Origin of the sequence: Polynucleobacter sp. JS-Fieb-80-E5 (assembly GCF_018882015.1) — a bacterium.
GTDB lineage: Bacteria > Pseudomonadota > Gammaproteobacteria > Burkholderiales > Burkholderiaceae > Polynucleobacter.
Genome location: NZ_JACVPH010000003.1, coordinates 101,082 through 121,577 on the forward strand (window position 1 = coordinate 101,082; position 20,496 = coordinate 121,577).

Annotated in this window: 22 protein-coding genes; 19 read left to right on the top strand and 3 right to left on the bottom strand. The window is 47.1% G+C overall.

Going from position 1 to position 20,496, the window contains the following annotated elements; translation table 11 throughout:
• Positions 1-2 precede the first annotated feature (2 nt).
• The 15 genes from leuB to ICN44_RS05450 all read left to right on the top strand — a co-directional run bounded on the left by leuB (position 3) and on the right by ICN44_RS05450 (position 15,064).
• Entirely contained in the window at positions 3-1,073 is a 1,071-nt protein-coding gene (gene leuB, locus ICN44_RS05380; RefSeq protein ID WP_216263034.1) for a 3-isopropylmalate dehydrogenase, read from the top strand.
• A 69-nt stretch (positions 1,074-1,142) separates the two neighbouring features.
• Positions 1,143-2,300, top strand: coding sequence for an aspartate-semialdehyde dehydrogenase (gene asd / locus ICN44_RS05385; protein WP_216263035.1), 1,158 nt, complete (start codon positions 1,143-1,145; stop codon positions 2,298-2,300).
• Between the two features lie 10 nt (positions 2,301-2,310).
• Positions 2,311-3,693 (top strand): FimV/HubP family polar landmark protein, encoded by a 1,383-nt coding sequence (locus ICN44_RS05390; protein ID WP_216263036.1) that lies wholly within the window; start codon positions 2,311-2,313, stop codon positions 3,691-3,693.
• A 3-nt stretch (positions 3,694-3,696) separates the two neighbouring features.
• Positions 3,697-4,548, top strand: coding sequence for a tRNA pseudouridine(38-40) synthase TruA (gene truA, locus ICN44_RS05395; RefSeq protein ID WP_216263037.1), 852 nt, complete (start codon positions 3,697-3,699; stop codon positions 4,546-4,548).
• 25 nt (positions 4,549-4,573) lie between these two features.
• Positions 4,574-5,251 (top strand): phosphoribosylanthranilate isomerase, encoded by a 678-nt coding sequence (locus ICN44_RS05400; protein WP_216263038.1) that lies wholly within the window; start codon positions 4,574-4,576, stop codon positions 5,249-5,251.
• A 30-nt stretch (positions 5,252-5,281) separates the two neighbouring features.
• Positions 5,282-6,475, top strand: coding sequence for a tryptophan synthase subunit beta (trpB, locus tag ICN44_RS05405; RefSeq protein WP_216191411.1), 1,194 nt, complete (start codon positions 5,282-5,284; stop codon positions 6,473-6,475).
• Positions 6,476-6,484: 9 nt separating this feature from the next.
• Positions 6,485-7,282 (top strand): tryptophan synthase subunit alpha, encoded by a 798-nt coding sequence (trpA, locus tag ICN44_RS05410; protein ID WP_216263039.1) that lies wholly within the window; start codon positions 6,485-6,487, stop codon positions 7,280-7,282.
• A gap of 6 nt (positions 7,283-7,288) precedes the next feature.
• A complete protein-coding gene (gene accD / locus ICN44_RS05415; RefSeq protein ID WP_216263040.1) occupies positions 7,289-8,176 on the top strand; it encodes an acetyl-CoA carboxylase, carboxyltransferase subunit beta in 888 nt (295 codons plus the stop codon).
• A gap of 4 nt (positions 8,177-8,180) precedes the next feature.
• Entirely contained in the window at positions 8,181-9,506 is a 1,326-nt protein-coding gene (gene folC, locus ICN44_RS05420; protein ID WP_216263041.1) for a bifunctional tetrahydrofolate synthase/dihydrofolate synthase, read from the top strand.
• Between the two features lie 3 nt (positions 9,507-9,509).
• Entirely contained in the window at positions 9,510-10,319 is an 810-nt protein-coding gene (locus tag ICN44_RS05425) for an SPOR domain-containing protein (RefSeq protein WP_216263042.1), read from the top strand.
• Positions 10,319-10,885: a CvpA family protein gene (locus tag ICN44_RS05430; protein ID WP_216263043.1), complete on the top strand. Its 567-nt coding sequence runs from the start codon at positions 10,319-10,321 to the stop codon at positions 10,883-10,885. Before ICN44_RS05425 ends, ICN44_RS05430 begins: the two co-directional genes overlap by 1 nt.
• Positions 10,886-10,889: 4 nt before the next feature.
• Entirely contained in the window at positions 10,890-12,428 is a 1,539-nt protein-coding gene (gene purF, locus ICN44_RS05435) for an amidophosphoribosyltransferase (RefSeq protein ID WP_216122321.1), read from the top strand.
• A 60-nt stretch (positions 12,429-12,488) separates the two neighbouring features.
• Positions 12,489-13,697: an O-succinylhomoserine sulfhydrylase gene (locus ICN44_RS05440; RefSeq protein WP_216263044.1), complete on the top strand. Its 1,209-nt coding sequence runs from the start codon at positions 12,489-12,491 to the stop codon at positions 13,695-13,697.
• 22 nt (positions 13,698-13,719) lie between these two features.
• Positions 13,720-14,337, top strand: coding sequence for a bifunctional 2-polyprenyl-6-hydroxyphenol methylase/3-demethylubiquinol 3-O-methyltransferase UbiG (locus ICN44_RS05445; protein WP_216263045.1), 618 nt, complete (start codon positions 13,720-13,722; stop codon positions 14,335-14,337).
• Between the two features lie 10 nt (positions 14,338-14,347).
• Positions 14,348-15,064, top strand: a complete 717-nt coding sequence (locus tag ICN44_RS05450) for a Crp/Fnr family transcriptional regulator (protein ID WP_216263046.1) — start codon at positions 14,348-14,350, stop codon at positions 15,062-15,064.
• A gap of 48 nt (positions 15,065-15,112) precedes the next feature.
• Here the strand turns inward: ICN44_RS05450 and ICN44_RS05455 are convergent, their stop codons facing one another.
• The 3 genes from ICN44_RS05455 to modB are packed head-to-tail and all read right to left on the bottom strand — an operon-like array spanning position 15,113 to position 16,973.
• The gene (locus ICN44_RS05455) at positions 15,113-15,205 is read right to left on the bottom strand and encodes an IS3 family transposase (protein ID WP_216157674.1); all 93 of its coding nucleotides are present in this window, start codon (positions 15,203-15,205) and stop codon (positions 15,113-15,115) included.
• Positions 15,206-15,207: 2 nt separating this feature from the next.
• A complete protein-coding gene (locus ICN44_RS05460; protein ID WP_216263047.1) occupies positions 15,208-16,320 on the bottom strand; it encodes an ABC transporter ATP-binding protein in 1,113 nt (370 codons plus the stop codon).
• The gene (gene modB / locus ICN44_RS05465; protein ID WP_215321942.1) at positions 16,320-16,973 is read right to left on the bottom strand and encodes a molybdate ABC transporter permease subunit; all 654 of its coding nucleotides are present in this window, start codon (positions 16,971-16,973) and stop codon (positions 16,320-16,322) included. The genes ICN44_RS05460 and modB overlap by 1 nt, the downstream gene beginning before the upstream one ends.
• A gap of 101 nt (positions 16,974-17,074) precedes the next feature.
• On the opposite strand from modB, the gene ICN44_RS05470 reads away from it, so the two are divergent.
• The 4 genes from ICN44_RS05470 (at position 17,075) to soxY (ending at position 20,444) form a co-directional block, all read left to right on the top strand.
• Complete coding sequence (locus ICN44_RS05470) at positions 17,075-17,416, top strand: metalloregulator ArsR/SmtB family transcription factor (protein ID WP_216156792.1); 342 nt, start codon at positions 17,075-17,077, stop codon at positions 17,414-17,416.
• A 35-nt stretch (positions 17,417-17,451) separates the two neighbouring features.
• The gene (soxC, locus tag ICN44_RS05475) at positions 17,452-18,852 is read left to right on the top strand and encodes a sulfite dehydrogenase (protein ID WP_216263048.1); all 1,401 of its coding nucleotides are present in this window, start codon (positions 17,452-17,454) and stop codon (positions 18,850-18,852) included.
• A complete protein-coding gene (locus tag ICN44_RS05480; RefSeq protein WP_216263049.1) occupies positions 18,836-19,924 on the top strand; it encodes a c-type cytochrome in 1,089 nt (362 codons plus the stop codon). The genes soxC and ICN44_RS05480 overlap by 17 nt, the downstream gene beginning before the upstream one ends.
• Positions 19,925-19,991: 67 nt before the next feature.
• A complete protein-coding gene (soxY, locus tag ICN44_RS05485; protein ID WP_215363350.1) occupies positions 19,992-20,444 on the top strand; it encodes a thiosulfate oxidation carrier protein SoxY in 453 nt (150 codons plus the stop codon).
• Positions 20,445-20,496 lie beyond the last annotated feature (52 nt).

A 20,496-nucleotide genomic window follows, 5' to 3' on the forward strand; every position in this document is an offset into this window, starting at 1 on the left:
TCATGAAAATTGCAGTTCTACCGGGCGATGGTATCGGCCCGGAAATCGTTGCTCAAGCTGTTCGAGTGCTCCAAGCGCTTGGCCCAAAGTTTGATTTAGAAGAAGCTCCCGTAGGCGGAGCAGCTTATGACGTCGCTGGACATCCTTTGCCACCAGCCACCCTAGAGCTCGCTAAAAAAGCGGATGCTATTTTGTTTGGCGCAGTAGGTGATTGGAAATACGACACGCTTGCACGTGAACTACGTCCGGAGCAGGCTATCTTGGGTTTACGTAAACACCTCGAGTTGTTTGCTAATTTCAGGCCAGCCATTTGTTACCCAGAGCTCACTGCTGCATCCAGCCTTAAGCCAGAAATCATTGGCGGCTTGGATATCTTGATTGTGCGTGAGCTCAATGGCGATATTTACTTTGGTCAGCCACGCGGTATTCGCACTTCAGAGTTGCCCTTGTTCAAGGGCGCTCGTGAAGGTTTTGACACTATGCATTACAGCGAGCCAGAAGTAGAGCGCATTGGACATGTTGCTTTTGAGGCAGCACGCAAGCGCGGTAAAAAAGTGTGCAGCGTAGACAAGGCAAACGTATTAGAGACTTCTCAGCTTTGGCGTGAAGTCATGATTCGGGTTTCTAAAGACTACCCAGATGTTGAGTTATCGCATATGTATGTGGATAACGCTGCAATGCAGTTAGTTAAAGCGCCTAAAGCATTTGATGTGGTGGTAACCGGCAATCTATTTGGCGACATCTTGTCTGATGAAGCTGCGATGTTGACTGGCTCTATCGGCATGTTGCCATCTGCATCTTTAGATAAGAACAATAAGGGCTTGTATGAGCCTAGCCATGGTTCTGCACCGGATATTGCTGGCAAGGGCATCGCCAATCCATTGGCAACCATTTTGTCTGCGGCAATGATGTTGCGTTATTCATTAGGCATGCCTGCAGAAGCGGATCGCATTGAAAAAGCTGTGCAGAAAGTATTGGCACAAGGATTGCGTACTGCCGATATTTATACCGAAGGTACGAAAAAAGTATCAACGGTTGAAATGGGCGATGCTGTAGTTGCAGCGCTTGCGTAAGATATTGACTAGAAATAAGTAGAAGCAAAAAAAAGAAACAAAACAAACACATTCACTAGATAGTTCATCATGGCAAATTCAAAAACACCTTTAGTTGGTTTGGTTGGCTGGCGCGGTATGGTTGGTAGCGTTCTCATGGAGAGAATGTTGGCTGAAAAAGATTTCGATCTGATCGAGCCTGTATTTTTTAGTACTAGCCAAGCGGGTGGAGAGGTGCCTTTGCTCAATGGTCAAAAAGTGACTAAGAGCGAAAGCACTTTGCAAGATGCGAATGACATCAAAGCATTGTCACGTTGCGACATCATCTTGACTTGCCAGGGCGGCGATTACACCAATGACATCTTCCCTAAGTTGCGTGCAGCAGGGTGGAATGGTCACTGGATTGATGCTGCTAGTGCATTGCGTATGAAGGATGACGCAGTATTGGTTTTAGATCCTGTTAATCGCTCGGTGATTGATAAGGCTTTAGCCGCTGGTGGGAAGAATTGGATTGGTGCAAATTGCACTGTGAGTTTGATGATGATGGCTATGGGTGGCTTGGTTAAGGCTGACATGGTTGAGTGGATTAGCGCTATGACTTATCAAGCAGCTTCTGGTGCTGGCGCTCAAAACATGCGCGAGCTATTGCTGCAGATGGGTGCTTTGCGTGACAGCGTAGCTACTGAGTTGGCTGATCCATCCTCTTGGATTCTCGATATTGACCGCAAGGTTACTGAGACATTGCGTTCTGCTGATTTTCCGAAAAAGAATTTCCGTAACACCGCTTTAGCGGGTAGCCTGATTCCATGGATCGATGTACCTGTTGAAAATGGTCAAACTAAAGAAGAGTGGAAGGGTGGCGCTGAGTTCAATAAGATCTTAGGTCGTCCTGCATTCCGCACACCTGGCAGTATTCCAATCGATGGTTTGTGCGTTCGTGTGGGTGCGATGCGTTGCCATTCACAAGGTTTGACTGTGAAGCTCAAAAAAGATATTCCACTGAAAGAAATCGAAGCGATTTTGGCTGCAGATAATCAGTGGGTCAAAGTAGTTCCGAATGATCGTGAAACTACCGAGCGTGATTTATCTCCTGCTGCTGTCAGCGGTACATTGACTGTACCTATTGGCCGTTTGCATAAGATGGCAATGGGCCCAGAGTATTTGGGCGCTTTTACTGTTGGCGACCAACTCTTATGGGGTGCTGCTGAGCCATTGCGCCGCATGCTTTGCATTCTGCTTGAGAAGTAATCCACCGTTTATGTTTACGACAAACCACCTCGGCTTAAAGCTCCTATGTGTTGTTTTGCTTGGCTGGACATCCGTTGCTAACGCTATTACCTTAGGCGTTCCGCAACTTCAGTCCCGCCCTGGTGAGCCATTACGAGTAGAGATCCCTATTCGAGTTAGAGCGGATGAGCAAGGTGCTTTATCTAGCCTGAATGTGGTAATGCCTAACAAGGCATCTTATGAGCGCTTAGGCATTTCCCAAAAGATTCTAGAATTGAATCCACAGGCGATGGTTTACCGTAATCGCCAAGAACAACTCATGGTGTTGGTCGAGACTGTGAATTCAGTTCCGATGGCCGATGATCCATTTTTGGATGTATTGGTCAATCTGAATTGGTCCAGCGGTAGCCTTACTAAGACATTTACATTGTTACTCGGTGACGTGCAGAAGGTAACAGTAAAGCCTGGGCAGGCCTTATCTGAAATTGCTGTTATATTTGCGCCCCAATTGGATGGTGCAACCTTAGATCAAACCATGATGGCTTTGTATAAAGCTAACCCCGATGCGTTTGCCAGTGGAAGTATCAATCGCTTAGCTGCTGGCGTTGAGTTATCTAAGCCAAGCCAAGCGCTGCTACGCTCCATTAGTCCGGCAGAGGCAAATCAGTTTGTTACAGATGCTAATCAGCAATGGCGTCAAGAGCGCGAGGACAAGGACGGGGTCTCAAGCGTATCAAAATCTACGAACTCTAAAACGACTGAAGCATCTCCTAAGGATCGTCTGAAGATTGGTTCAAGCGCTGAGGGCAATGAGCAAGAACGTCGCTACACGGAAGAGTTAGTAGCCCAAGAGAAGATGCTGGAGCAGACTAAAGCTCGTGTTGCTGAGTTAGAAAAGAATATTACCGACTTGCAAAAACTCTTGGACAAATCTAAGGGGAAAAAAGCAGTCGACAATAACTTTGGCCTAGGTGGCTTGGGACCAGCGATACTGGCTGTAACCTTAATAGGTTTCACTGGTTTATTGCTCTGGGGCTTAGCTCGTAATGCGCGTCGCTCAGAGACGCCAAGCTTTCATGCGGATGTACATCATGCTGTTAAAGATGAGAAACCTGCAACCAGCGCTCATTTTGAAATGCCAGCTCGCGCAAAGGCATTGTTTGATGGTATTGATCTTGATCTTTCAAAACCCGCAGAAGAGGTCCCCGTAATAACTGCTACCCCAGCGTCAAATCCACTTGCAGATACCTTGCGTGTCAAATTGAATTTAGCGCGTGCTTACATCACGATTGAAGATTTCTCTGCAGCTAAAAATTCTTTGGATGAAGTGCTTCGTATTAGTAATTCTGTTGATCCGGAAATCACCATTGAAGCGCAAGGCTTGTTGGCAGAGATCTCGCACCGCAATACCTAAACCATGCGCATAGCCCTTGGCCTTCAGTATGACGGCAGCCCCTATTCCGGCTGGCAAACCCAAGTTAATCACAACACAGTACAAGATGAATTAGAAAAGGCGATTACAGCCTTTGTTGGTGAGCAGGCTTGTGCAGAACATCCCATTCATACAATTACTGCAGGAAGAACCGACACCGGTGTTCATGCCTTAGGGCAGGTTGTGCACTTTGATACTAATGTTGAGCGTGAAGACTTTTCATGGGTAAGGGGTGTGAACTCATTCTTGCCGCCATCGATTGTTATTAACTGGGCAAAGCCAGTTTCTGATCAGTTCAGTGCGCGCTTCTCTGCTTATGAGCGCGAATATATTTATGCCTTGCAAGCGGGGCCCTGTCGTTCGCCGATGTCGCACTCACGCGCAGGTTACTTACTGGTACCCCAAAATCAATGGCTTGATGTCGAGGCTATGAAAAAATCAGCTGAGTGCTTGATTGGCGAACACGACTTCAGTTCTTTTCGCTCATCCGAGTGCCAGAGCAAAACACCGGTTAAAACGATTTACTCCATTGAGATTATTTCTGAGCAACCATGGCTGTATTTCCGAATTCGGGGAAATGCTTTTTTGCATCACATGATCCGCAATGTAGTCGGCTGTTTTTTGCAAATTGGTCAGGGTAGACAAAAGCCGGAGTGGATGGCCGAAGTCTTGGCTGCTAAGAATAGACAAATCGCCGCTCCTACTTTTATGGCCGATGGCCTGTATTTGGCCAAAATCACTTATCCGGACGAATTTGCCATCCCCCAGCCTTGGTTGGAAAACTCCTGGCTGCCAGATCAGGTCATTGGGAAACAAAAGAGAGCGCAAGGGAAATAAAGGCCCTTGGCCTTATCATTCATTTATGGGCTTACTGACATATTCTCCGGACCGAACTAGGGTCAAAATCTGTGGCTTAAAAACGGCTGCTGACATCGATTCCGCTGTTTCTGCGGGGGTGGACGCTGTTGGCTTCGTCTTTTATCCCCCTAGCGTGAGGGCTGTGAGCCCCAATATCGCAGCCCAACTTATCTCTAGGCTCCCAGCAGGGGTAGATGCCGTTGGATTGGTTGTAAATGCTACAGATGAGCAATTTGCCGCAATTCGGGCTGCCGCCTCGATCACCTTATGGCAGTTTCATGGGGATGAGACCCCAGAGCGCTGTGCCCAGCTTGCTGCAGGCGAGCCTTGGATGAAGGCTGCTCGTGTAGGAACTGGCTTCGCTTTTGACGATTTTTCCCTACAATATGGGGATGCAAACGCTTTTCTGCTGGATGCCCTGGTTGAGGGATACGGTGGCGGGGGCGTTCCTTTTGATTGGCAGGGGATTCCACAGACATGGGTAAGCGAAAACGCGCCTCGGGTCGTTTTGAGTGGTGGATTGAACACGCACAACGTGGGCGAGGCCATTGCACGCCTGCATCCTTGCGCGGTTGACGTCAGTAGTGGCGTAGAAAGCAGCAGGGGTGTTAAAGATCCTGCGCTCATGGCCCAATTTGTTCAAGCAGTGCGCGCAGCGGATGCCAAAGCATCATCCCAATAATTTGCTGTAGATAAATCAAAAGAGGTAGCTATGTACGACAAGCCAGATGCACGAGGACACTTCGGTCCTTACGGTGGCGTGTTTGTTTCTGAGACATTGATGTTTGCCTTAGATGAGCTTAAAGAAGCTTATGCAAAGTATCAATACGATCCAGAATTCATTGAAGAGTTTCATTACGAGCTTAAACATTTTGTTGGTAGACCTTCACCGGTTTATCACGCTAAGCGTTGGAGCGAAATGCTGGGTGGTGCACAAATCTACCTGAAGCGTGAAGATTTAAATCACACTGGCGCACACAAGATTAATAACGTGATTGGTCAAGCGATGTTGGCCAAGCGCATGGGTAAGCCTCGCATTATTGCTGAGACAGGGGCAGGGCAGCACGGTGTTGCTACAGCAACGATCTGCGCTCGCTTTGGCTTAGACTGCACGGTCTATCAAGGCTCTGTGGACGTAGCCCGTCAGGCGCAAAACGTATTCCGCATGAAGTTACTTGGCGCAAAGGTAGTTCCAGTGGAATCTGGTACCAAGACCCTGAAAGATGCGCTCAATGAAGCGATGCGCGATTGGGTGACGAATGTGGATAACACCTTCTACATCATCGGCACCGTCGCAGGACCACATCCTTATCCAATGATGGTGAGAGATTTTCAGAGTGTGATTGGTGAAGAGTGCAAAGTACAGATGCCAGAGATGACCGGTCGTCAACCTGACTATGTTTTAGCTTGTGTTGGCGGCGGCTCTAATGCGATGGGTATTTTTTATCCTTATATTGATTTCCCGGAAGTGAAACTCGTTGGTGTTGAAGCTGCAGGACATGGTCTGGGAAGTGGTTTGCATTCAGCAGCTTTGTGCGTTGGTACGCCTGGCGTGTTACACGGCAACCGTACTTATTTATTGCAAGATAAGAATGGCCAGATCTCTGAAACACATTCTGTTTCTGCTGGCATGGATTACCCAGGCGTTGGCCCTGAGCATGCATGGCTAAAAGATTCTGGTCGCGCAGACTATGTGGCGATTACAGATGAAGAGGCGCTCCAAGCATTCCATGATTGCTGTCAGATTGAAGGCATTATTCCCGCGCTCGAGTCATCTCATGCTATTGCCTATGCCTGCAAGCTTGCTAAGACCTTGCCTAAAGACAAGACGATCTTGGTCAACCTCTCTGGCCGTGGTGATAAGGATATGCATACCGTTGCGCAGGCAACAGGTTCAGAAGGTTAAGAAAGAGTTATGTCAAAAATTACTGCGCTCTTCAAGGAGCTAAAAGCAACAGGCAAAAAAGGATTGATTCCTTTTATTACTGCTGGTGATCCAGATCCTAAACAAACCGTTGAACTCATGCATGCATTGGTTCGTGGCGGCTCAAGTGTGATTGAATTAGGTGTGCCGTTTTCAGATCCAATGGCTGATGGTCCTGTCATTCAGAGATCATCGGAACGCGCACTGACTCAAGGCGTCACTTTGCATAGCTGCTTAGAGATGGTGAAAGAGTTTCGCAAGCAGGATGCTAATACACCAGTTGTTTTGATGGGTTATGCAAACCCAGTAGAGCAAATGGGGGCAGAGCGTTTTGCAACCGAAGCGAAGGCTGCTGGTGTCGATGGTGTTCTCGTAGTAGATTACCCGCCAGAAGAGTGTGTGGACTTTGCCGCTCGTATGCGTGTTGCCGGTATTGACCCGATCTTCTTATTAGCGCCTACTTCATCACATGAGCGCATTAAAGAGGCGGCCAAAATAGCTTCTGGTTATATCTATTATGTTTCTATGAGAGGGGTTACTGGCGCATCTAACCTCAATACGCAGGATGTGGCCAGCATCATCCCGAAAATTCGTGAAGAGACGGATATTCCAATTGCTGTAGGCTTTGGAATTAGTGATGCAGCTAGCGCGAAGGCGGTGTCGGTAAGTGCTGATGCAGTGGTGATCGGCAGCCGAATCATTCGTCTTTTAGAGGATGCGCCCCCTGGGCAGGCGGTACAATCACTGGAAATCTTCATTCGTGAGATACGCGACGCATTGGATAGCTAAAAACTAATGAGCTGGATAGATAAATTACTCCCACCCCAAATACAACATACTGATCCTGCAAATCGCAAGTCGGTACCTGAGGGATTGTGGGTTAAGTGCCCCAGTTGTGAAACTGTTCTGTACAGCACCGACATTGAAGCTAATTTATCGGTATGCCCAAAATGTAGTCATCACATGCGTATCGGAGCGCGTCTACGCTTAGATAGCTTGTTGGATGAAAAAGGCCGCTACGAAATCGGTGCTGATATCTATCCAATTGACCCGCTTAAATTTAAAGACTCAAAAAAATACCCAGATCGTATTAAAGAAGCGAATGATGCTTCTGGCGAATCTGAAGCCTTGATTGTGATGGGTGGCAAGATTGAAACCATTCCTGTAGTAGCTGCTTGTTTCGAATTCCAATACATGGGTGGTTCAATGGGCTCTGTAGTAGGCGAGCGTTTTGCCCGCGGAGTGCAAGAGGCAATTAATAAGAAGTGCGCCTTCATTTGTGTAACCGCTACTGGTGGTGCGCGGATGCAAGAAAGCTTGTTATCCCTTTTCCAAATGGCGAAGACTAACTCGATGTTGACCTTGTTAGCTAAAAAAGGCTTACCTTATATCAGCGTGCTTACTGACCCGACGATGGGTGGTATTTCTGCAAGTTTTGCCTTCATGGGTGATGTAGTGATGGCCGAACCAAAAGCCTTGATTGGATTTGCTGGCCCACGCGTGATTGAGCAAACAGTGCGTGAGAAGTTGCCAGAAGGATTCCAGAGATCTGAGTTCCTGATGCAAAAGGGCGGTATTGACATGATTGTTGATCGTCGTCAGATGCGCGGTGAAATTGCGCGTTTACTTGCTTTGTTGCAAAAGCTTCCCGAGCCTGCTATCGCGGGTAGCGCAGTCGTTTAAGCGCTTGAGCTCAGCACACCAAGCCCCCATATTATTTCCTAGCCTAGAGGCTTGGCTTAGCCACCTCGAAACTGCTCACCCCGTTGGCATAGACATGGGGCTTGAGCGCATCAATCGCGTGAAGGCTGCATTAGATCTCCATTTTGATTGCCCAGTAATTACGGTTGCCGGCACAAATGGCAAAGGCTCGACCTGTGCATTTCTGGAGAGCATTCTGTTGGCTTCTGGCTATAGAGTCGGTTGCCATACCTCTCCACATTTACTCAAATTCAATGAGCGTGCTCGCATCAATGGTGAAGATGTCAAAGACAATCTCTTGCTTGAGCATTTTGCTGCTGTCGAAGAGGCTCGGGTGAGTCTAGTCGATGCGCCAACCTTAACGTATTTTGAGTTCACCACCTTAGCCATCATGCATCTGTTTGCTAAGTCCAATTTAGATGCGGTTGTCTTGGAAGTGGGAATGGGTGGTCGCTTAGATGCTGTCAACATCGTTGATGCTGATTGCGCAATCGTGACTAGTATCGATATCGATCATGCGGATTTTTTGGGTGGCACACGCGAAGCCATTGGCCTAGAAAAGGCCGGTATTTTCCGCCCAGGACATATCGCCGTATGCGGTGATCCTGTACCGCCACAATCGCTGATTGATCATGCTGAAAAACTGGGCTGCGATCTCTGGTTACAGGGGCGTGACTACAACTTCCAGGGCGATAAACAGCAATGGGGTTGGGCAGGGCGCAAAAAGCGCTTTAGTGGGCTTGGGTACCCAGCGTTGCGAGGTGCCAATCAGATTCTGAATGCCTCGGCAGTAATAGCTGCCTTGATGGCCTTACATCAGCGCCTACCAGTGAGCGCCCAGGACATTCGTAATGGTTTTGCTTTGGTTGAGCTACCAGGCCGATTCCAGGTTCTCCCAGGTCAGCCTACCGTGGTATTGGATGTTGCTCACAATCCCCATGCTGCTGCTACCTTGGCTCAGGGGCTCGATAAGATGGGTTACCACCCCTACACCTATGCCATTTTTGGGGTTATGGCTGACAAGGATATTGAGGGGGTGATTAAACCCCTCTTAAGCATCGTAGATTTCTGGTTTTGTACTGATTTACCAACCCCCAGAGCTGCCAGCGCCAAGGCCCTGGCCGAGAAGCTTGAATCTATGGGAGTAAAGCCAAAAAATGGGTCAGACGGGGGTATTGAATGCCTCCCAGAACCTGCTTTAGCGTATCAAAAAGCGCTATCTTTGGCGGGTGAGGGTGATAGAATTGTGATCTTCGGATCCTTCTATACCGTTGCAGGCGTAATGACTTACCGAAACAACCAGGCCCACTGATCCATGATTCGTTTACCAAGCTTTTTTAAGCGAAAAACCCAGTTTGATGACCTTGAAATAGGTTCAAGGGGTAGTCGCACCGCCAAACGAGCAGCCCCACGCAGTTTTCAGCGCGCAGCAGAAGCTGAAGAACTTGCCCTCACAGAAGATCCAGAACAACAAAGAGCGCGCCATCGCCTGATTGGTGCTGCTGTCCTCGTATTAATTGCTGTTATTGGCTTACCTCGTATTTTGGATAACAAACCAAAGGCATCATCTAACGACATCGCAGTAAACATTGTTACCAGCTTACCTATTCCTGGTACAGAACCTAAGGCTGAAGAGAAACCAAAAGTAGAGACTCCTGTTGAGCCTGCTAAAGAAGCTCCTAAGGTCGCCGCTGCACCTGCACCAGAAGTCAAGCCAGAAGCAAAAGTAGAAACTAAGGCAGACACTAAACCAGCAGTGCCTGCAGCAAACAAATCTGGCACATTAGGTTTAGCGGCGGGTGAAGAGGTTGTTGCTGCAGCAAGTCCTAAGGCTGATGCGAAACCTAAGGCAGAAGATGCCCCTAAGCCCAGCACTTCCGGCTCAGGTAAGTATGTGATTCAGATTGGCGCCTTTGCTTCAGAAGAGCGCGCTAAGGGTTGGATTGCAAAACTAAAAGATCAAAAGATTCCTAACTACGTCTTAAATAAGACGGGCAGTGATGGCGCAAAGCTGTACGTATTGCGCGCAGGGCCTTACACCGATAAAGATGCTGCAGAAGCGGCGGAAAAGAAAATTAAGGCGATGGGTCTTTCGCCAAGACTTGTCGAGTCCGGTAAACAGTAATGGAATACTTGTCCACCCTCAAGCTAACATCGGTGGATTACTTCACCCTAGTCGTACTCTTGGTTTCTGCCCTGGTAGGTATCTCACGCGGCTTGTTTAAAGAGGTGCTTGCTTTAGCCTCTTGGTTTGCAGCTTCTTGGGTTGCTTATCACTACAGTAATTACCTCTCAACTGAGTGGCTCTCAACATTTCATCTGGATGAGTTGCTGAGTCTTGGTGTGAGCTTCATCATTTTGTTTGTACTAACGCTCATCATCTGCGGTTTGTTTGGTGGAGTAGTGCAGAAGATTATTTTGTCAGTAGGTCTTAGTATTACAGACCGTTTTTTGGGTTTGATATTTGGCGTGATTCGTGGCGGCTTAGTTATAGTAGTGTTGGCTACCTTAGCTGCACTCACACCCATTCCGCAAAGTATGGCTTGGAAGAATGCTATTACCAGACCAGCAATTGATATGGCAACCGGTTTAATTAAAGGTTGGCTTCCTGCCGACTGGGCTAAACAATTAGGTGATGCAATGCCTAAAGTTACCCCTACCATTACTCCTAAATTAACAATAGGAATCTAGAGATATGTGCGGCGTCGTCGGAACTGTTTCCCACTCACCAGTAAATCAACTTCTCTATGATGCATTGCTGCTTTTGCAGCATCGCGGACAAGATGCGGCAGGTATTGCAACGATGAACGGTAACTCATTCACGATGCATAAAGCCAATGGCTTGGTACGAGATGTGTTTAGAACTCGTAATATGCGTAGCTTGGTTGGTAACGCTGGCATTGGCCAAGTGCGTTACCCAACTGCAGGTTCTGCAAGTAGCGAAGAAGAAGCGCAACCCTTTTATGTAAGCGCTCCTTACGGCATTATCTTGGCGCATAACGGCAACCTGACTAATGCACCAAGTCTGCGTGTGGAGATGGCCTATCGTGACCGTCGTCACATTAATACCAGCTCTGACACTGAAGTGTTGCTTAACGTATTGGCTGATGAACTCCAAAAAGAAACTAATAGTGCAGCCCTAGATGAGGGCGCGATGTTTAACGCCGTGACTGGTGTAACCAATCGCGTTAAAGGCTCTTATGCAGTAGTTTCTTTAATAGCCGGTTATGGCTTATTGGCCTTCCGCGATCAGTACGGTATCCGTCCGCTGTGTATTGGACGTATCGATACTCCTCAAGGTCCTGAGTGGATGATTGCATCTGAGTCTGTTGCTCTTGAGGGCTTAGGCTTTACCTTTGTTCGCGACGTTCATCCAGGTGAGGCAATTTATATCGACTTGGATGGTAATTTCTATTCACGTCAATGTGTACCGAATGCAGTGCTAACGCCTTGCATTTTTGAGTATGTCTATATGGCCCGTCCAGACTCAACCATTGACGGTGTGACTGTCTACAACGTGCGTATGCGTATGGGCGACTACTTGGCTGAGAAGATCCGCAAAGAAACCAATGTCGATGAAATTGATGTGGTGATGCCAATTCCGGATTCCAGCCGTCCAGCAGCTATGCAGGTAGCAAAGAAATTGGGCGTGGATTACCGTGAAGGCTTCTTTAAGAACCGTTACATCGGCCGTACATTTATCATGCCTGGCCAAGCTGTTCGTAAGAAGTCTGTTCGTCAAAAACTCAATGCCATGCGTATTGAATTTAAAGACAAGACGGTATTGATTGTGGATGACTCCATCGTTCGTGGCACAACCTCATTTGAGATTGTGCAGATGGCACGTGAATCTGGTGCGAAGAAGGTGATTTTTGCATCTGCAGCACCCCCAGTCCGTTTCCCGAACGTTTACGGCATTGATATGCCAACTCGCAGCGAATTAGTAGCCTATGGGCGTACCGATGAAGAAATCAACAAGATGATTGGTGCAGATCAGTTGATCTATCAAAGCATTGAAGATATGAAGCAGGCAGTGAGAGATGTCAATCCAGATATCAAGAACTTTGAAGCATCTTGCTTTGATGGCTTCTATATTACGGGTGACATTACTGAGTCCTATCTTGATGCCTTAGAGGCCGCTAGAAATACCTCTGATGCGAAAGCTGATCGTCAGAAGGATTCGAGCGACTTCGCCCGTTCACAGCTCCACCTGCATTTGGCCACCGAAGACTAAAAAGCGACAGGAATTTGCCTCACTCGAGGCAAATTCGTAATTCGGTGTCAAAATAGCAGTATGAAGAGCAAAACTATCCGTAAAAAACCCGATTTTTCTAAGCTAGCGCTCGAGACCTTAGCGGTTCGCGCCGGTACTCGTCGCACTGCTGAATACCAAGAGCATTCAGAGGCGATGTTTCTGACATCCAGCTTCTGTTTTGATAGCGCAGAGCTAGCGGCTGATGGTTTTGCACATGCTGACCAAGGCTTTATCTATTCTCGCTTTACTAATCCAACTGTAAGCATGTTCCAGGATCGCTTGGCTGCTTTAGAGGGTGGCGAGGCTTGTATTGCTACCGCTTCCGGAATGTCTGCCATTCTGACAATGGCAATGGCGCATTTACAAGCAGGTGATCACGTGGTTTGCTCGCGCTCAGTATTTGGTGCAACCATTCAGTTGTTCACCAATATCTTAGGTCGCTTTGGCATCACAACCACTTATGCTGATTTGACTGATACCAAATCATGGCAGGCTGCTGTGCAACCCAATACCAAACTCTTTTATCTAGAGACGCCTTCCAATCCTTTAACTGAGATTGCTGATATCAGGGCGATATCAAAGATTGCTAAAAAAGCAGGCGCCTTATTCGCAGTGGATAACTGCTTCTGTACGCCTGCTTTGCAAAAACCATTGGCGCTTGGTGCTGATGTGGTGATTCATTCAGCCACTAAGTACTTGGATGGACAGGGTCGAGTGGTAGGCGGGGCCATTGTCGGTAGCAAAGATTTCATCATGGGTAAAGTTTTCCCATATGTTCGTACCGCAGGTCCAACACTCTCGGCGTTTAATGCTTGGGTATTCCTCAAAGGCCTGGAGACTTTAGAGCTTCGCATGAAGCAGCAGAGTCAAAATGCGCTCGCCTTGGCTCAATGGCTTGAGAAGCAATCTGGAGTAGAGCGCGTTTACCATCCTGGCCTGAAATCGCATCCTCAACATGCGTTGGCAATGCGCCAGCAAAAAGAGGGTGGGGCGATTGTTTCTTTCACTCTGAAGGGTGGCAAGAAGGCGGCGTTCAAGCTTATCAACCAAACGAAGCTTTGCTCGATTACTGCAAATTTGGGCGATACCCGTACGACTATTACTCATCCAGCCACAACAACGCATTGCCGTGTAACACCTGAGGCTCGTAAAGCCGCCGGTATTTCTGATGGCTTGGTGCGTATTGCTGTTGGCCTTGAAAACATCAACGACTTAAAGAACGACCTCGTTGGTGGACTCAAAAAATAATCAAGTTCATCAGGATAGGTCTATGAGTTTCGCGGATGCCACCCAGTTCTGGAACGAACGCTTTGATAAAGAAGAGTTCATTTTTGGCAAAGAGCCTAACGAGTATCTTGTTGAGAAAACAAAGCAATACCTAAAGCCCAAAGATAAGGTTCTCTGTATTGCTGATGGCGAAGGTCGCAATGGCGTCTGGCTTGCTAAGCAAGGCATGCAGGTTATTGGATTTGATGCGTCTGATATCGCGCTTGCTAAAGCAAAGCAGTTTGCCAAAGATAATCAAGTGCAAGTTGAGTATTCCTTCTCTGATACTGATAGCTATGCGTGGCAAGAAAATACTTATGACGCAGTGATTGGGATCTTCATTCAATTTGCCGATCCAGCAATGCGCGCTAGAATCTTTGAGCAAGCTTACAAGGCGACAAAACCTGGTGGACTCTTTATCTTGCAGGGCTATACTCCTAAGCAACTAGATTACAAAACCGGCGGCCCATCATTAATAGAGCATCTCTACACAGAAGAGTTAATTAGAGATCTTGCCAAAGACTTTGAAATACTTGAGCTTGTAAGTTACGAGAAAGAACTTTCTGAGGGCCCGCGCCACACTGGCATGTCTGCAATATTGGGATTGGTTGCTAAGAAGTGACTGCTTTCCTATGAAGACTATTGAAATTAAAAGCGCATGGCAGGGTAATAGTGACTGTAATGCCTGCTCCATCCGTAGCTCTGCACTCTTTGCCGAATTAAATGAAGAAGATTTTTCCAAAATTCATTCGCCAATTGATGATTTACGTTTCGAAGCAAATGCAGGGATTTACACGCAGGGAGATTCTGCTGAGCATTTATTTACCTTGCGTGAGGGTTATATAAAGCTATTGCATATCAATTCCGATGGCTCAACTAGAATAGTCCGATTAGTAATGCCGGGTGATTTGTTTGGTATGGAGGCTTTGTTGGGTAAGAGTTATACCCATTCTGCTGCAGCTTTATCCAATATCCACCTGTGCCGCATACCAAAAGCCATTATTTCCAGCTTGGGTGAAGAGTCTCCACGCTTACATCGCCAAATTGTAAAAAAATGGGGTGAAGCCCTGACTCAGTCGGAGTCATGGTTTTCTGAAATCAATACCGGAAGAATTGAGGCGCGTTTAGCGAGATTTTTCTTGCGAATTGCCAAGATCTCAGGTGATATGGCAGTTGCGCCACTCTTTAAAAGAGAGGATATGGGCCTAATGATGGACGTGAAGTTTGAAACTATTAGTAGAGCCCTTGCTTCTATGGCGGAACAGGGTTTAATTTCCAATATCGGAAAGTTAAGCATTCAAATTCCGAGTATAAAAAATCTTGAAAGTTTTTCTCAAGCCGGCGTTTGAAAATAAAAGAACTTCTTTGTTGGCTTACTAGGGGGGCGATTGAGTTCGTTATTGCGTTGGGCTCAATCCCTTTAGTTTTTGTTTGATTCGAGCATGGTTGTACTGGTGGATGTATTTCTTAAATTCTGTTTTCCTTAAAATCTCTAGTTGCCATCAACAAAACGTCTGGGATCATTGATTGGTCGTAACGGCATGATGTGAATTTGATTGCCATTTAATTCAATATACATTTGGCTGCCAACTTCCATATTCAATCTTTTCACTTCAGATGCTGATGCAACCCATTCAATTTTATGTATGCTATTTTGAATTTGTAGTTGGATCACCGCAATTTGGCCTAAGACACTAATCTCTGCAGCAATCGCTGGAGTGCTGGTCAAGGTTGGTGCGTTATGGATACTCAAACCATCTTGCGGAATCACCCATGCTACTTGGGCATTGGCGGGGATTTTGCCTTTATCGGCCACGGAAAAGGTTTTATCGCAGCCATCCCAAGTGAGATTGCCCGCATTAAATATCCCATGAAATAAATTGCTAATGCCAACCAACTCGGCTACACGCGAGTTTCTAGGTCTTTGAAATAGCACTTGGGGCGCTGCCGTTTGTAAGCTGATGCCGTTATCAATCACGGTAATACGGTCGGCAAGCAGATCAGCCTCACGCAAATCATGTGTAACCAACACAATCGGAATGTTTAAATCCTTGCGTAAATCAGCAAGAGTTTTATATAGACCTTGTCGCGTTGGCGCATCAACAGCGGAAAATGGTTCGTCTAACAATAAGATCTTTGGCTGTCGTGCCAATGCGCGAGCAAGTGCTACGCGTTGCTGTTGTCCGCCCGAGAGTTGGTGTGGAAAACGATGGGCAAGTTCAGCAATGCCCATGCGACCTAGCCAGTCCTGAGCAAGGGCTTTACGCTCAGCCACCTTATGTGCAGAATTCTGTAAAGGGATGAGAACATTCTCAAGCGCGGATAGATGCGGGAAGAGAGCGTATTGCTGAAATAAAAATCCACAAGAACGTTGCGCGGGAGACAGGTTCTGTATTACTCCTGCAAGTTCATTGGCCTCAAACCAGGTCTCACCATTACATTCAATTTTTCCAATCTTAGCTTGGCTGAGGCCGGCAATCGTTCTCAGAGTGCTGGTTTTGCCGCTACCAGATGGCCCCACAAGAGCATGCAATTGACCGGCTGCACATTCCAGCGTAATTTGCAGAGGGTTAGGGAGTGCTTGGCTTATTTTGAGTTTAAGCATCAGCCCCTCCGTTGGCGCTGTTGGGAGACGCTTTTGCCAAAAACACCATATGAAAGGGCAATTGCAATCAGAGATATACCTAGCAGCAATAAGGCCAGTGCGCCGGCGCCTGAGGTATCAAAACTTTGCACTTTGTCGTAGATCGCAATCGATACTGTTTTGGTTTCTCCGGGGATTGCGCCCCCAACCATGAGGATGACCCCAAATTCACCTAGGGTATGAGCAAAGGTCAGCACTGCGGCACTGGTAATGCCTCTCCATGCCAGTGGAAGCTCAATCAAGCGAAAAATTTGCCAATTGGATAGGCCGCTGACTTGGGCGGCCTCAATAATTTCCGGGTTGATAGCTTCAAATGCGCGCTGAATCGGCTGTATTGCAAAAGGCAGGTTGACTATGAGGGAGGCAATGAGGATTCCGGCAAAGGAAAACACCAGTGGAATACCTAAAAAAGTCTTTCCGCCCAAGCCAACCAAAAGGTAATAGCCCAAAACAGTGGGAGGTAAAACGAGTGGCAGGGCTAGGGCAGCTTCCACCCAGGGTTTGCTTCTATTAAGGCCTAAGAGGCTATGGGCAACCCAAACTCCAAATGGAAGGATGAGGACCAGGGTCCAAAGCGCCAGCTTAAGCGAGAGAAGGATTGCATCCGTATCCATGGCTTGATTGTATTGCTAAGCAATGTAGGGTATCTCACTATACCGATTTACCAGCTTAAAGGGTCAAATATATGCGTATACATGCATATATTAAAAGGCTAGTGAAATTGAGGGTAAAGGTTCAAAAGGCGACAAAAAACTTATCTCCAAAACAGATGGAGAAGGTATTTGCGCATGTGGCTGCTTATTTCAATGTTCTATCTGAGCCCGCACGTTTACGCATCATGTATGCAGTCTGTAGCGGTGAAAAATCCGTCTCTGAGGTTGTAGAGATGTGTGGCACGAGCCAGGCCAATGTTTCGAGACATTTATTGGCGCTTCATAAAGCTGGAATTCTAATGCGCCGCAAAGAGGGTGTAACGGTTTATTACTCGATTGCGGATAACGCAACCGTAGAGATGTGTCAGACAGTCTGCGCAAAGATTGCTGAAAGCATTCATTAAGTTTTGCAGTAAATCACTTTTCAAGTAGAGGTCAAATGACTAAGAAGCAGATTGAATTAAGTGCCGAGGATATCTCGGCGGTTGAGAAGCCGGCTAATAGAGCTCGCTTGGTGAAAGCGCCCGAGCACTTTATCTCTCAGAAGTTAATTGCCGATATCAATTCAAATGGCCTAGATGAGACCCGTCGCGGCTTCTTACGTAAGGGCTTTTTATCAGCCATTGGTGGTGCAGCTGCTGGCCTGGCTGCCCCAATGGCTTTTGCTGCTGGAGAAGGTGACCCGGCAATCCTAGAGAAGCAAGAGTGGCAAACCACTTTAGGCAAGAACGTTGCCACCATGCCTTATGGCGTTCCATCTATTTATGAATCTAATCTCATTCGTCGTGAATCACCTGGCTTAACGCGCGTTTCTGCAGCTTCAGTTGCATTTACCCCATTGCAGGGTTTGTTTGGAACTATCACTCCAAACGGTTTGCACTTTGAGCGTCATCACCAAGGTTGGTACAACCTCAACCCTGAAACCCATCGCCTCATGGTGAACGGTTTGGTGAAGAACGCTCGCGTCTTTACGATGAATGATTTAATGAGATTGCCTTCAGTTTCTCGTACGCACTTTATTGAGTGTGGCGCTAATACTGGTTTAGAGTGGGGCAACGTAGCTGTGCCAACAGTGCAGTACACCCACGGGATGCTTTCTTGCTGTGAGTTTACTGGCGTGCCTCTCAAGGTATTGCTTGAAGAATGCGGCGCAGATTTGAAAAAAGGCAAGTTCATGCTTGCTGAAGGTGGCGATGGCTCTGGAATGACCCGCACCATTAATCTAGAAAGCTGCTTAGAAGACACAATCGTCGCCTGGAGTATGAATGGTGAGATGTTGCGCCCAGAAAACGGTTTCCCATTACGCCTGGTAGTGCCTGGTGTGCAGGGCGTTAGCTGGGTGAAGTGGTTGCGTCGCCTAGAGGTTGGTGATATGCCTTGGAATGCGAAAGATGAAGCTGTTCACTACATTGAATTGATGCCGGATGGTATGCACCGCCAATATGCATCGATCCAGGAATGCAAATCAGTAATTACTACACCTTCAGGTGGCCAGCAATTGCTGGATAAGGGCTTCTACAACGTCAGCGGTATGGCTTGGTCTGGTCGCGGCAAGATTAAGCGTGTTGATGTTTCTTTTGATGGTGGTAATAACTGGCGTACTGCTCGTTTAGAGACTCCAATTCAAACCAAGTCTATTACTCGCTTCAATATTGATTGGGTATGGGATGGATCTCCGGCAATATTGCAATCTAGAGCAGTGGATGACACTGGTTACATTCAGCCGTCGATAAAGGTCTTGCGTGATGTGCGGGGTAATCGATCGATTTATCACAACAATGCAATTCAGTCATGGAAATTGGATTCAAACGGTGAGGTGAGCAATGTACAAGTCGGTTAATTTTATTGCTCGTTTGAGTCTGCTAAGTATTGCAGTATTAGCTACCCAGATTTCGTTTGCACAAAGTACACAAGGCTCCGCCAAGTTTCCAGGCATTGGAAGAAATGCAACTCCTGCAGAAGTCATGGCTTGGGATATTGATGTGCGCCCAGACTTTAAAGGCCTACCAAAGGGATCTGGCTCTGTTGAGCAAGGTCAAGCAATTTGGGAATCTAGGTGCGCTAGTTGTCACGGTGTTTTTGGTGAGTCAAATGAGATCTTTACTCCGATTGCTGGTGGAACAACTGTTGATGATGTAAAGACTGGCAGGGTTGCCTCTTTGTCGGATCGTAAGCAGCCTCAGCGTACTACTTTGATGAAGGTGCCAACTGTTTCAACATTGTGGGACTACATCTATCGCGCCATGCCTTGGAACGCACCGAGATCACTTACTCCAGACAATACTTATGCGCTGGTTGCATATATTCTCAGCTTGGGTGAAATAGTCCCGGATGATTTTGTATTGAGTGATGCCAACATTGCCGAAGTCCAGAAAAAAATGCCTAACCGTAACGGCATGACTCGTAATCATGGTTTCTGGAGCGTGAACGGCAAACCCGATGTCAATGGCTCATCTTGCATGAATAATTGCGTGAAGTTTGTACAAATTGGCTCTACGCTTCCAGACTTCGCTAGAAATGCTCACGGCAATATTGCAGAGCAAAATCGCCTCTATGGCCCATATCGTGGATCAGACTCAACCAAGCCGCCGCTTGATAAACTGCCAGGCACATCAGGTGAGGGGCTCGCACATGCCTCTGATACTCATGCTGCAAGCACAAAGGGTCCTGCAGCGCTGTTTAAGAATGAAAACTGCTCGGCATGCCATGCCCCAAATGCGAAATTGGTTGGCCCATCAATTGCCGATATTGCAGCTAAATATAAGGGGCAGAGTGGAGCTCAAGAAAAGCTGATGGCTAAGGTCAAAAATGGGGGATCGGGGGTGTGGGGAGCGATCCCAATGCCGCCACAGTCCCAGTTATCCGATGAGGACAGGGCGACTCTAGTGCGCTGGGTGCTTACAGGACAATAGGTTTACAGAGGTTTTTTTAAAATACCGCTATATTTGAGACTAAGAGTAGATTATTAAAGGAGTTTTTATGAATCAGCAGCGACGCAGTTTATTGAAATATTCAGCCGTTTTCGGCTTAATGGCTTCTGCGGGTCTTATCAGCGTAGCCCAAGCTCAAGAGTGGAATAAAGCCGCTTTTGAAGGTAAGAGCCTAGATGATGTATTCAAGATCTTGGGTGCAGGTAGCCCAGACAAATCTAGTGCCGTTACCTTGAATGCCCCAGATATTGCAGAAAATGGTGCGGTAGTTCCAGTTGGTATTGTTACAACTCTGAAAGCAGAGCAAATGGCAATCTTGGTTGAGAAAAACCCAAGCGCCTTAGCTGCGCAATTCTATATTCCTGCAGGTACTGAGCCTTTTGTTACTACTCGTATCAAGATGGGTCAAACTTCCAATGTGTATGCCTTGGTAAAAGCTGATGGCAAATGGAGTATGGCTGTTAAGGAAGTAAAAGTGACTTTAGGTGGTTGCGGCGGTTAATCAACCCCAGCCCAAATAAAAACCATTAATTAATTACTAGATTACAAGAGGA

What these genes read in the sequence shown, in the direction of transcription:
- leuB (WP_216263034.1), top strand. Translation starts at nt 3, where the DNA reads ATGAAAATTGCAGTTCTACCGGGCGATGGTATCGGCCCGGAAATCGTT.
- asd (WP_216263035.1), top strand. Translation starts at nt 1,143, where the DNA reads ATGGCAAATTCAAAAACACCTTTAGTTGGTTTGGTTGGCTGGCGCGGT.
- ICN44_RS05390 (WP_216263036.1), top strand. Translation starts at nt 2,311, where the DNA reads ATGTTTACGACAAACCACCTCGGCTTAAAGCTCCTATGTGTTGTTTTG.
- truA (WP_216263037.1), top strand. Translation starts at nt 3,697, where the DNA reads ATGCGCATAGCCCTTGGCCTTCAGTATGACGGCAGCCCCTATTCCGGC.
- ICN44_RS05400 (WP_216263038.1), top strand. Translation starts at nt 4,574, where the DNA reads ATGGGCTTACTGACATATTCTCCGGACCGAACTAGGGTCAAAATCTGT.
- trpB (WP_216191411.1), top strand. Translation starts at nt 5,282, where the DNA reads ATGTACGACAAGCCAGATGCACGAGGACACTTCGGTCCTTACGGTGGC.
- trpA (WP_216263039.1), top strand. Translation starts at nt 6,485, where the DNA reads ATGTCAAAAATTACTGCGCTCTTCAAGGAGCTAAAAGCAACAGGCAAA.
- accD (WP_216263040.1), top strand. Translation starts at nt 7,289, where the DNA reads ATGAGCTGGATAGATAAATTACTCCCACCCCAAATACAACATACTGAT.
- ICN44_RS05425 (WP_216263042.1), top strand. Translation starts at nt 9,510, where the DNA reads ATGATTCGTTTACCAAGCTTTTTTAAGCGAAAAACCCAGTTTGATGAC.
- ICN44_RS05430 (WP_216263043.1), top strand. Translation starts at nt 10,319, where the DNA reads ATGGAATACTTGTCCACCCTCAAGCTAACATCGGTGGATTACTTCACC.
- purF (WP_216122321.1), top strand. Translation starts at nt 10,890, where the DNA reads ATGTGCGGCGTCGTCGGAACTGTTTCCCACTCACCAGTAAATCAACTT.
- ICN44_RS05440 (WP_216263044.1), top strand. Translation starts at nt 12,489, where the DNA reads ATGAAGAGCAAAACTATCCGTAAAAAACCCGATTTTTCTAAGCTAGCG.
- ICN44_RS05445 (WP_216263045.1), top strand. Translation starts at nt 13,720, where the DNA reads ATGAGTTTCGCGGATGCCACCCAGTTCTGGAACGAACGCTTTGATAAA.
- ICN44_RS05450 (WP_216263046.1), top strand. Translation starts at nt 14,348, where the DNA reads ATGAAGACTATTGAAATTAAAAGCGCATGGCAGGGTAATAGTGACTGT.
- ICN44_RS05460 (WP_216263047.1), bottom strand. Translation starts at nt 16,320, where the DNA reads ATGCTTAAACTCAAAATAAGCCAAGCACTCCCTAACCCTCTGCAAATT.
- modB (WP_215321942.1), bottom strand. Translation starts at nt 16,973, where the DNA reads ATGGATACGGATGCAATCCTTCTCTCGCTTAAGCTGGCGCTTTGGACC.
- soxC (WP_216263048.1), top strand. Translation starts at nt 17,452, where the DNA reads ATGACTAAGAAGCAGATTGAATTAAGTGCCGAGGATATCTCGGCGGTT.
- ICN44_RS05480 (WP_216263049.1), top strand. Translation starts at nt 18,836, where the DNA reads ATGTACAAGTCGGTTAATTTTATTGCTCGTTTGAGTCTGCTAAGTATT.
- soxY (WP_215363350.1), top strand. Translation starts at nt 19,992, where the DNA reads ATGAATCAGCAGCGACGCAGTTTATTGAAATATTCAGCCGTTTTCGGC.